The organism is Phaeobacter sp. HF9A (assembly GCF_011806385.1).
GTDB lineage: Bacteria > Pseudomonadota > Alphaproteobacteria > Rhodobacterales > Rhodobacteraceae > Epibacterium.
The window spans coordinates 1-11,197 of record NZ_JAATOX010000128.1 but is presented as its reverse complement, the minus strand read 5'-3'; the positions used below and the strand labels follow the sequence as shown (position 1 = coordinate 11,197).

The 11,197-nt window shown below is 63.9% G+C and carries 10 protein-coding genes; 7 read left to right on the top strand and 3 right to left on the bottom strand.

Going from position 1 to position 11,197, the window contains the following annotated elements; genetic code table 11:
- The 7 genes from HCZ87_RS17370 to HCZ87_RS17340 form a co-directional block, all read left to right on the top strand.
- Positions 1 to 1,194: MFS transporter (locus tag HCZ87_RS17370; RefSeq protein WP_167645797.1), on the top strand; the 1,194-nt coding region annotated here is incomplete at its 5' end.
- Between the two features lie 105 nt (positions 1,195 to 1,299).
- Entirely contained in the window at positions 1,300 to 2,187 is an 888-nt protein-coding gene (locus HCZ87_RS17365; RefSeq protein WP_167645795.1) for a LysR family transcriptional regulator, read from the top strand.
- An 89-nt stretch (positions 2,188 to 2,276) separates the two neighbouring features.
- A complete protein-coding gene (locus tag HCZ87_RS17360; RefSeq protein ID WP_167645793.1) occupies positions 2,277 to 2,753 on the top strand; it encodes a formate dehydrogenase subunit gamma in 477 nt (158 codons plus the stop codon).
- Positions 2,750 to 4,258: an NADH-ubiquinone oxidoreductase-F iron-sulfur binding region domain-containing protein gene (locus HCZ87_RS17355; RefSeq protein WP_167645791.1), complete on the top strand. Its 1,509-nt coding sequence runs from the start codon at positions 2,750 to 2,752 to the stop codon at positions 4,256 to 4,258. Before HCZ87_RS17360 ends, HCZ87_RS17355 begins: the two co-directional genes overlap by 4 nt.
- Positions 4,255 to 7,149, top strand: a complete 2,895-nt coding sequence (fdhF, locus tag HCZ87_RS17350; RefSeq protein ID WP_167645789.1) for a formate dehydrogenase subunit alpha — start codon at positions 4,255 to 4,257, stop codon at positions 7,147 to 7,149. Before HCZ87_RS17355 ends, fdhF begins: the two co-directional genes overlap by 4 nt.
- A gap of 2 nt (positions 7,150 to 7,151) precedes the next feature.
- Positions 7,152 to 7,964 (top strand): formate dehydrogenase accessory sulfurtransferase FdhD, encoded by an 813-nt coding sequence (fdhD, locus tag HCZ87_RS17345; RefSeq protein ID WP_167645787.1) that lies wholly within the window; start codon positions 7,152 to 7,154, stop codon positions 7,962 to 7,964.
- The gene (locus HCZ87_RS17340) at positions 7,954 to 8,157 is read left to right on the top strand and encodes a formate dehydrogenase subunit delta (RefSeq protein ID WP_167645785.1); all 204 of its coding nucleotides are present in this window, start codon (positions 7,954 to 7,956) and stop codon (positions 8,155 to 8,157) included. Before fdhD ends, HCZ87_RS17340 begins: the two co-directional genes overlap by 11 nt.
- A gap of 52 nt (positions 8,158 to 8,209) precedes the next feature.
- Here HCZ87_RS17340 and HCZ87_RS17335 read toward each other — a convergent pair whose 3' ends face one another.
- The 3 genes from HCZ87_RS17335 to nth form a co-directional block, all read right to left on the bottom strand.
- Positions 8,210 to 9,205: an adenylate/guanylate cyclase domain-containing protein gene (locus HCZ87_RS17335; RefSeq protein ID WP_167645783.1), complete on the bottom strand. Its 996-nt coding sequence runs from the start codon at positions 9,203 to 9,205 to the stop codon at positions 8,210 to 8,212.
- Positions 9,206 to 9,357: 152 nt separating this feature from the next.
- Positions 9,358 to 10,347, bottom strand: coding sequence for an adenosine kinase (locus HCZ87_RS17330; RefSeq protein ID WP_167645781.1), 990 nt, complete (start codon positions 10,345 to 10,347; stop codon positions 9,358 to 9,360).
- The gene (nth, locus tag HCZ87_RS17325; RefSeq protein WP_167645779.1) at positions 10,344 to 10,988 is read right to left on the bottom strand and encodes an endonuclease III; all 645 of its coding nucleotides are present in this window, start codon (positions 10,986 to 10,988) and stop codon (positions 10,344 to 10,346) included. Before nth ends, HCZ87_RS17330 begins: the two co-directional genes overlap by 4 nt.
- Positions 10,989 to 11,197: the final 209 nt, after the last annotated feature.

Sequence of the window (11,197 nt, the reverse complement as noted above, 5' to 3'; positions counted from 1 at the left end):
GCCGCCCCGGTCAAGGGCTGGCTGCTGAGCCTCTATGCGAAGGCGCCGGAGTTCCTCGGCGCGCAGGACGCGGTCAGCACGGTGGTCGAGGGCGGTCGGGTCTTTGCCGAAACCGCTGCGGGCCGTGTCGAGGTGGTCATCGCCTCCGCCACGCAGGCCGCTGATTTCGGCGGGCAGGCCGGGGTCTATGTGGTGGGCACCGGTGCAACCGGGGCGGCGCAGACCTTCATGACCTTGGGCGTGGTCTATTTCGTCGTGATGATGCTCGCGTCCTTTCAGTATCGGGTCCCGGCGAAGGATTGGAAACCTGCGGGCTGGAACCCGAAGCCGGTTGCCTCCGGCATGGTGAGCCAGAACAATGTGCATATCGACCAGGCGCTGAAAACACCGCAGTTCTGGCAGCTTTGGGTCATGCTCTGCTTCAACGTGACCGCCGGGATCGGCGTGATCGGAGTGGCCAAGACCATGATGTCGGAGATTTTCGGCACCGTGATGCCGCTGGTGGTCACCGCCGGTTTTGCCTCGACCTATGTGCTGATGATTTCGGTCTTCAACATGTGCGGTCGCTTCTTCTGGGCCTCGACCTCGGATTATATCGGGCGCAAGGCGACCTATATGTGCTTCTTCGTGCTGGGCACGCTGCTGTACCTGTCGATCCCCTATTTCGCCAGCGCGGTGGCGACCAACCCGGCGATGATCTATCTGATCGGGTTCTACGCTGCGACGATGATCATCTTCTCGATGTATGGCGGCGGCTTTGCGACGATCCCGGCCTATCTGGCGGATATGTTCGGCACCATGCATGTGGGCGGCATTCACGGACGCCTGCTGACGGCCTGGTCCACGGCGGGTGTTCTGGGGCCGCTGGCGATCACCTCCTTGCGGCAGATGTCGGTGACCAGCGCCATTCAGGATCTCGCGGCCAAGGTGGACCCTGCGGCCTTTGCGGCCAAGTTCGGCGCGCCATTGGCGCAGCTCGATCAGCTGGTCGCGGCCAAGACCGTCACCATTGGCAAGCTGATGGAGATCGCGCCTGCGGGCACCATCGACCCGACGCCGTCGCTCTATAACACCACGATGTATTGCATGGCGGCACTGCTGGTTGTGGCCTTCTTTGCCAACCTGCTGATGAAGCCGGTCAAGGAACATCACCACCACGACGAGCCGGAATTGCAAGCGGTTCCCGGCGAATAGAGCCAAGGGCCGGGGCGGCGCCACTGCCCCGGCCGATCCCATCAACAGCTCTGTCCGGCTCCGGTATTGGGGTGGGGCGGGGGTATTTTGACGAAAGATCCGACCATGCTGGACAAGCTGGAAATGTTCATCGCCCTGGCCCGCGAAAGCCATTTTGGCCGCGCGGCGGAGCATCTGAACATCGCGCAACCGACCCTCTCTTCGGGGATCAAGCAATTGGAGGCGCAGCTTGGCGTGCAGCTTGTTCACCGGGGCTCGCGCTTTGGCGGGCTGACGCCGGAGGGGCAGACGGCGCTGGGCTGGGCCAAGCGGATCGTCGATGACGCGCGGCAATTGCGCGACGAGATGCGGATCAGCAAACATGGGCTGACCGGCGAGGTCCGGCTGGCGGTGATCCCAACCGCGCAGACCTGGGCCGGGCATCTCTGCACCGCCTTTCTGGAGCGCCATCCCAACGTGCGCTTCACCATCCTGTCGCGCAATTCGCGCGAGATCCTCCAGATGCTGGAGGATTTTGAGGCCGACGCCGGGATCACCTATCTGGAGAACGAGCCGCTTGGCCGTGTGGAGACCGCCGAGCTTTATGACGAGAACTATATCCTGGTCTGTGCCCGAAGCTCGCCTTTTGCAAACAAGACCACGGTCGCCTGGGCGGAGCTGGAAGACCAGCCCCTGGCGCTCCTGACGCCGGATATGCAGAATCGCCGGATCATCAATCAGCTTTTCGCGCAAAGCGGCATCACGCCCAGAACCTGCATCGAATCCAATTCGATCATCGCCCTGGTGTCCAGCGTCGCGCTGGGGAGCTGGATGACGGTGCTGCCCGAAGCGGTCGCCAGTTTCCTGTCGGGGGGCAAGAACCTTGCGCTGGTGCCGCTCGAGGGGACGCCGCCGCGCCAGAAGGTGGGGTTGATCCTGCCGCATCGCGAGCCGCGCACCCCCTTGCTGGAGGCGCTTTTGACGGCGGCTCAGCGCCTGGTTGAGCCGGTTTGATTGAAAACGCCTATTGGTCTACGGAACAGCGTTATTGATTGCGGCCCCGCCAAATGCGTCAACCGAAGACAAATCGGAGGACGACAGCTATGGCCCCACATGCCACCGCCATCACAATAGAAGACGTCACGCAGATCATTGACGCGCACCGCGCCCTTGAGGGGCCGCTTTTGCCGCTGTTGCACGGCTTGCAGGACGCCTTTGGCTATATTCCCGAATTGGCGCATGCGCCGATCTGCGAGGCCCTGAACATCACCCGCGCCGAACTGCACGGGGTGATCAGCTTCTATCACGACTTTCGCGCGCAGCCCGCTGGCCATCATGTGCTGAAAATCTGCCGCGCCGAGGCCTGCCAGTCGATGGGCGGCAACGCGCTGGCAGAGGCGCTTCTGGCCAAGCTGGGGCTGGACTGGCACGGCACGCTTGCAAACGGCAAGGTTACGGTGGAGTCGGTCTATTGCCTGGGTCTCTGCGCCTGCGCGCCCGCGGCGATGCTGGATGATCAGGTTGTTGGCCGCGTTGATGCGGCGAAACTGGACAAGATGCTGGCGGAGGCAGGCGCATGAAGATTTACGTTCCCATGGACAGCGCCGCCAAGGCGTTGGGAGCCGAGGATGTGGTTGCCGCCCTGCGCGCTGCCGCACCCCAGGCCGAGATCATCCGCACCGGCACCCGCGGCATGATCTGGCTGGAGCCGCTGGTCGAGATCGAGATTGACGGGCTCCGCCACGGTTTTGGCCCGGCAGAGCCCGGTGACGTGGCCGCGATCCTTGACGGCAGCAGCGCCAAGGCGCTTGGCCCGGTCGAGGCGCTGGACTGGATGCAGCGCCAGACCCGGCTGACCTTTGCCCGTGTCGGCGTCGTCGATCCGCTGTCGCTGGCCGATTACGAGGCGCATGGCGGTCTGCTTGGCCTCAAGCGTGCGTTGGCCATGTCGGGGCAGGAGATCGTCGAGGAGGTCAAGACCTCCGGCCTGCGCGGGCGAGGCGGGGCGGGGTTTCCGACCGGCATCAAATGGCAGACCGTGCATGACGCCGAAGCGACGCAGAAATACATTGTCTGCAATGCCGACGAGGGCGACAGCGGCACCTTTGCCGACCGGATGCTGATGGAGGGCGACCCCTTCACCCTGATCGAGGGCATGATCATCGCGGGCCTCGGCGTGGGCGCAACCAAGGGCTATGTCTATCTGCGCTCGGAATATCCCGACGCCATCGCCGTGATGTCCCACGCGGTGGAGATCGCCCGCACCAAGGGCCTCCTGGGCGCTGATGTGCTGGGCTCGGGCCGGGCCTTTGACATGGAGATCCGCAAGGGCGCGGGCGCTTATGTCTGCGGCGAGGAAACCTCGCTGCTCAACAGTCTTGAAGGCAAGCGCGGCGTGGTACGGGCCAAGCCGCCATTGCCCGCGCTGGAGGGCTTTCTTGGCCGTCCGACCGTGGTGAACAACGTGATCTCGCTGGCCACCGTGCCGGTGATTTTCGAGAAAGGCGCGCAAGCCTATGCTGATTTCGGCCTTGGCCGGTCGCGTGGGACGGTGACGCTGCAAATCGCGGGCAATGTCGCCCGTGGGGGCCTTTTTGAGACCGCCTTTGGCATCACGCTGGGCGAGGTTGTCAACGATCTGGGCGGCGGCAGCGCCTCCGGCCATCCGGTCAAGGCGGTGCAGGTCGGAGGGCCGCTGGGCGCCTATATGCCGGTTTCCAAGTTCGACACGCCCTTGGGCTATGAGGAGTTCGATCAGGCGGGTGGTCTGATCGGCCACGCGGGTCTGACCGTCTTTGACGACAGCACCGATATGCTGGGCATGGCGCGTTTTGCGATGGAATTCTGCGCCGTCGAGAGCTGTGGCAAATGCACGCCCTGCCGGATTGGCTCGGTGCGCGGGGTGGAGACCATCGACCGCATTGCCGAAGGCGATCCCACCGCATTGCCACTGCTGACGGACCTCTGCGAGACCATGAAGGACGGCTCGCTCTGTGCGCTGGGCGGGTTCACGCCCTTCCCGGTGATGTCCGCTGTTACCCATTTCCCCGATGATTTCGCCCGCCTGAAGGAGGCCGCAGAATGAAAGATTTCATCCTTCCAGACGACCGCGACATGGGCACCCCCGCCAAGCTGGGCAAGCCCGTCACTCTGACCATCGACGGCTTCGAGGTCACCGTGCCCGAGGGCACATCGGTGATGCGCGCCGCCGCCGAGATCGGCATTTCCGTGCCCAAGCTCTGCGCCTCTGACAACCTGGAGGCCTTTGGCTCCTGCCGCCTCTGTGCGGTGGAGATCGAGGGGAGACGCGGCACGCCGGCCTCCTGCACAACGCCGGTTGCGCCGGGCATGGTGGTGGACACCAATTCCGCCAAGGTCCGCAAGATCCGCAAGGGGGTGATGGAGCTTTATATCTCTGATCACCCGCTGGATTGTCTGACCTGCGCTGCCAATGGCGATTGCGAGCTTCAGGACATGGCGGGCGCCGTGGGCCTGCGCGATGTACGCTACAAGGCGCCGGAGAATGGCGGGCTCGCGAACCATTTCACGGCACGCAACAGCAGCGGCGAGGCCAATCCCGAATGGCTGCCCAAGGACGATAGCAACCCCTATTTCAGCTATGATCCGTCCAAATGCATCGTCTGCAACCGCTGCGTTCGCGCCTGCGAAGAGGTGCAGGGCACCTTTGCCCTGACGATTTCGGGCCGGGGATTTGACAGCCGGGTGTCGGCTGGCAACGCGGGAGATGATTTCCTGTCCTCCGATTGCGTGTCTTGTGGTGCCTGCGTGCAGGCCTGCCCGACGGCGACCTTGCAGGAAAAATCCATCATCGAGATGGGCACGCCGGATCGCGCCGTGGTCACCACCTGCGCCTATTGCGGTGTCGGCTGTTCCTTCAAGGCCGAGATGCAGGGCGACGATCTGGTGCGCATGGTGCCCTACAAGCACGGCAAGGCCAACCGGGGGCATAGCTGCGTCAAGGGGCGCTTTGCCTATGGCTATGCCAATCACAAGGACCGCATCCTGAACCCGATGATCCGCGACACCATCGACGAGCCCTGGCGCGAAGTCAGCTGGGACGAGGCGTTGAGCTTTGCCGCCACCCGCCTGCGCGGGTTGCAGGAGAAACATGGCAAGCAGAGCATCGGCGTCATTACCTCCAGCCGCTGCACCAACGAGGAAACCTTTCTGGTGCAAAAGCTGACCCGCGCGGTCTTTGGCAACAACAACACCGACACCTGCGCGCGGGTGTGCCATTCGCCGACCGGCTATGGGCTGGGGCAGACCTTCGGCACCTCGGCTGGCACGCAGGATTTTGACTCGGTTGAACAGACGGATGTGGTGATTGTCATCGGTGCCAACCCGACCGACGGCCATCCGGTCTTTGCCTCGCGGCTGAAAAAACGCCTGCGCGCCGGGGCCAGGCTGATCGTGATCGACCCGCGCCGCATTGATCTGGTGAAATCGGCCCATATCGAGGCCGCCCACCACCTTGCGCTGACACCGGGCACCAATGTCGCCGTGGTCACCGCGCTGGCACATGTGATCGTGACCGAAGGGCTGATGGATGAGGATTTCATCCGCACCCGCTGCGACTGGGACGAGTTCCAGCTCTATGCGGAGTTCATCTCCGATCCGCGTCACAGCCCCGAAGCGACCCAGCTTCTGACCGGCGTTCCGGCAGAGGAGCTGCGCGCGGCGGCCCGCACCTTTGCCCGGGGTGGCAATGGCGCGATCTATTACGGGCTTGGGGTGACCGAGCACAGCCAGGGCTCCACCACCGTGATGGGCATTGCCAACCTCGCCATGCTGACCGGCAATATCGGCCGCCCCGGCGTCGGTGTGAACCCGCTGCGCGGTCAGAACAATGTGCAGGGCTCTTGTGATATGGGCTCCTTTCCGCACGAACTGCCGGGCTATCGCCATGTGAAACTGCCCGAGGTGCGCGCGATTTTTGAAAACGCCTGGGGGGTGGAGATCGACCCGGAACCCGGCCTGCGCATTCCCAACATGCTGGATGCGGCGGTGGAGGGCAGCTTCAAGGGGCTCTATTGTCAGGGCGAGGATATCCTGCAATCGGACCCCGACACCAAACATGTGGCGGCGGGGCTTGCGGCGATGGACTGTGTCATCGTGCATGACCTTTTCCTTAACGAGACGGCCAATTATGCGCATGTCTTCCTGCCCGGTTCGACCTTCCTGGAAAAGGAGGGCACCTTCACCAATGCCGAGCGCCGCATCAACCGGGTGCGCAAGGTCATGGCCCCCAAGAACGGCTATGCCGATTGGGAGGTGACGCAGCTTCTGGCCAATGCGATGGGCGCGGGCTGGAGCTATACCCATCCGGCGCAGATCATGGCGGAGATTGCCGCCACCACGCCCAGCTTTGCGGGGGTGACCTATGATCTGCTGGAGGAAAAGGGCAGCGTGCAATGGCCCTGCAACGAGGCGCACCCCGAGGGCACGCCCTTGATGCATGTGGATGGTTTTGTGCGCGGCAAGGGGCGGTTCATCGTCACCGAATATGTGGCCACGGATGAAAAGACCGGCCCGCGCTTCCCGCTGCTGCTCACCACCGGGCGGATCCTGTCGCAATACAATGTCGGCGCGCAGACCCGGCGCACCGACAATGTGGTCTGGCATGATGGCGACGTGTTGGAGATCCACCCGCATGATGCTGAGAACCGGGGCCTGAAGGATGGCGACTGGATCCGGCTGGCCTCGCGATCCGGTGAGACGACGCTGAAGGCAAAAGTGACGGATCGGGTCAGCCCCGGCGTGGTCTATACCACCTTCCACCACCCGGACACCCAGGCCAATGTCATCACCACCGATTATTCCGACTGGGCCACCAACTGCCCGGAATACAAGGTGACGGCGGTGCAGGTCTCGCCCTCCAATGGCCCGACCGATTGGCAGGAGGACTATGCCGCCCAGGCAGAACGATCGCGCCGCATCCTGCCCGCGGCAGAATGAGGATGCGCACGCATGTCAGCACCCCGGGGCGGGCACATCGAGCCGAGGGCGCGCGCGACATTCATCGCGCCCTGCCCGAGGAGGTGCCCGTTGCGCTGGTGTTCAATGGCACCACGCAGGCGGTGATGATGGCAACGCCAGGGGACCTTGGGGATTTTCTGCGCGGCTTTGCCCTGACCGAAGCGGTGGTCACCGATCTTGCGCAGATCAGCGAGATCGAAATCGTCGAGCACCCCCAGGGGCTTGAGGCGCGCGCCTGGCTGAGCGAGGACCGGGCGCATGCGATGTTGGCGCGACGGCGCAGCGCCACCGGGCCGATTGGCTGCGGGCTGTGTGGGATCGACAGTCTGGAGCAGGCCGCGCGCCCGGTGCCGCGGGTGCGCTCTGATCTGCGGCTCACGGCGCGCGATGTGGCCGGTGCCAGTGATGCGCTGCGCCCGCATCAGACGTTGCACCAGCTGACCGGTGCTACCCATGCCGCGGGGTTTCTTGTTCCGGGGGCCGGCATCGCCTTTGCCCGCGAGGACGTGGGCCGCCATAATGCGCTCGACAAGCTGATCGGCGCGCTGTTGCATCAGGGGATTGATCCGGCCTCCGGCGCGGTTGTCATGACCTCACGGGTGTCGATCGAGCTGGTGCAGAAATGCGCCCTGGCTGGCATTGCGATCCTGATTGCCGTTTCAGCGCCCACCGCCGCCGCCCTGCGCCTAGCCGAGGAGGCGGGCATCACGCTTGCCGCCTTCGCCCGCAACGGGGCGTTTGACGTTTTCTCCCATCCCCACAGAATTATCGACGAGGCCGTTCATGTCGCCTGACAAAATGATCCGTATGGCAAATCAGATTGCCACTTTTTTCAAGACCCAACCGGGCGAGGACGCACCGGCAAAGGTCGCGGCACATATTGCCGATTTCTGGGAGCCGCGGATGCGGGAACAGCTGCGCAGCTATGCCCAAACCGATGGGACGGGGCTTGATGATATCGTTCTGAAGGCGGTGCCCTTGGTCTGAGCCATCCACAGCGGCTGCGCCCTTCGCAAGGGTCCTAGCCGAAACAATGAGGTTACTCCGGCTGGGAAGTCCAGCGGCGGATCAGGGCCAGGATGACCATGGCGCTGATCGGCCAGAGCGACCAGGGATAGCCGTGCCAGGTGAACAGGTTGACCATCAAGAGGAAGCCGCCGATGGTCCAGGTGCGCATCGGCAGCGAGAGCAGCTCGCTGCGCCCAAACACCGTTTCCGGGTCGCGCAGGGCAATCATTGTCAGCAGCGCCAGAATGGGCCAATGGGCCCAGATGCCGCTGCCGCCAAGAATGTCGATGAGAAACAGGCCTGCGGCCACGATGCCCAGCCGCCGGGTTGTCTTGTCATAGGACAGGCGACGGCCAAACAGCCGGTCGAGACCACGCAGCCGCGTATCATCGTCCGTATCGGGGGCGGCAAACCTGCGGGTAGGGGCATCGGCAAAGGGATCCGGGTCGCTCCAGACCTGGGCGCTTTTGCTGGTGCGCGGGGCCTCCCGGCGGTGCACTTGCGGGCCAAGCCGCGCGGCCGAGCCGGTAGAGACGCGATAGACGGCGACATCCTCGGTCAGGTTCCGGGGGCGCTGCTCGCCAAGATATTCAAACCCGATGCTGAGCTTGTTGCGCACCTGATCATAGACCTGCTGCGAAATCAGCACGCCGCCGGGTTTGGCCATGGTCTGAAGCCGGGCGGCGAGATTCACGCCATCGCCGATCAGGTCGTCGCCATCGCAGATCACATCGCCCAGATGCAGCCCGATGCGAAACCCCAGCCCGCCGTCGCGCGCGGCCAGCTCTTGCTGCACTTCAATGGCGCATTGCACCGCTTCCACCACCGAGGGGAAATCGGCGATCAACCCGTCGCCCGCGGTATTGGCCACGCGTCCGCCGTGGCGATCAATCAGCCGAAAGAACACGTCGCGCGCCGCTTGCAGGTTGGTGAAGGTGCCGACCTCGTCAACGGTCATGGCCGTGCTGAACTGCTCCGCATCGGCGGCCAGAATGGTGGTCAGCTTTCGATTGATACGCGCGTTCATTGCGGGCCCCGGCTCAGGTCTGGCCTTAAAGTGGGCCTTTAGACGCGCGCTTGCAAGTGGGCGAATGCACGCAGGGGGCGATACAGGCCGGTTATTCGCGCGCCAGGAGCCCTCGCCTGCGACACGCGCGGCAGGCGAGGGCATGTGAAGCCTTAGAGCAGCCCGGAGTTTTGCAGCATGGCGCGCATATCGGCCTGCGGGCGCGGGCCGATGTGGCTGATGACCTCGGCGGCGCAGGCGTTGCCGATGCGCGCGCAGGTCTCCAGGTCGCGCCCGGTGGCCAGGCCGAACAGGAAACCGGCGGCGAATTGATCGCCGGCGCCGGTGGCATCGACCGGGGTGACCTTGGTCACCGGCACGTCGATGCGGGTCTCGCCGCTGACCACGGTGACCCCATCGCCAGAACGGGTGCAGACCACCAGCGGGCAGATGGCGGCGGTCTTGGACAGGGCAGCCTCCAGATCGTCGGTTTCAAACAGCGATTTGATCTCGGCCTCATTGCCGATCACGAATTCCAGCTCGGCGATCAGTTTGAGGAAGTCGGCGCGGTGGCGCTCGACGCAGAAGGGATCAGAAATCGCGATGCCCGGCTTGCCGCCGCCCGCGCGACAGTCCCGTGCGGCCTCCATAAAGGCGGTCTTGCCCTTGTCCTTGTCAAAGAGATAGCCCTCAAGGAACATGATCTGGGCCTGACCTGCGACCGTATCGGGCACGTCGTTAGAGCTCAGCTCGGAGGAAATGCCGAGATAGGTGTTCATCGAACGCTCGCCATCGGGCGAGACAAAGATCATCGAGCGCGAGGTGGGCAGCTCGCCCCCGGCGACGGGCGCGTTGACAAAATCGACGCCATCCTCGCGCATCGCCTCGGCGTAGAACCGCCCCAGCGCATCATCATGTACACGACCGATAAAGGCGGCCTCCAGCCCCAGTGCACCGGCGCCCGCGATGGTATTGGCGACCGAGCCGCCGGGGGTCTGCACCCGGTCGGTCATCGCGGCATAGAGCACCTCGCCCCGGTCGCGCTCGATCAATTGCATGATACCCTTCTCGATGCCCATATGCTCGAGGAAGCTGTCATCGCCATGGGAGATCACATCGACAACGGCATTGCCGATGCCAACCAGCTGGTAGGTCTTGGTCATAGGTTCTTTTCCTCGTAGAGGCAGAGATCGCGGATGATGCAGGTGCCGCAGAGCGGTTTGCGGGCCTTGCAGTGATAGCGGCCGTGCAGAATCAGCCAGTGATGGGCGTGCTGCTGGAAATCGACCGGGATATTGTCTTCGATGGCGCGCTCAACGGCGTTCACATCCTTGCCAGGGCAGATGCCGGAGCGGTTGCCGACGCGAAAGATATGGGTGTCCACGGCCTGCGCCGGATAGTGCCACCACATGTTCAGCACCACATTGGCGGTCTTGCGGCCAACGCCCGGCAGGCTTTCAAGCGCGGCGCGGGAGTTTGGCACCTCGCCGCCATAGTGCTCGACCAGAATGCGCGAGAGCTTGATGACGTTCTTGGCCTTGTTGCGATAGAGACCAATGGTTTTGATGTGTTCGATCAGCCCGTCTTCGCCGAGGTCCAGCATCTTTTGCGGCGTGTCGGCGATCTTGAAGAGCTCTTTGGTGGCCTTGTTGACGCCGGCATCCGTGGCCTGCGCCGAGAGGGCGACCGCCACGACCAGCGTGTAGACGTTGACGTGATCGAGCTCGCCCTTGGGTTCGGCTTCGGCGTCCTGAAAGCGGGTGAAGATCTCGCGGATCGTATGATAATCGAGTTGTTTTGCCATCACGGGCCTTTTGCCCGCTTGGCGCGGAGCGCGCAAATCAAAAACGCAGGGAATTTACCGCGAATAGTGAGGTGGGGCGCAAAAAAACGCGTCCGTGTCTGGGGAACGGCGGATCCCAAAGGCCATGCGGCTGCGCCACATGTCAGGTTTTGCGCTGCGCGTTGCGCATCGCGGTGGGGCGGGGGGCCCGCCCTTTAGGCGCGGGCCCC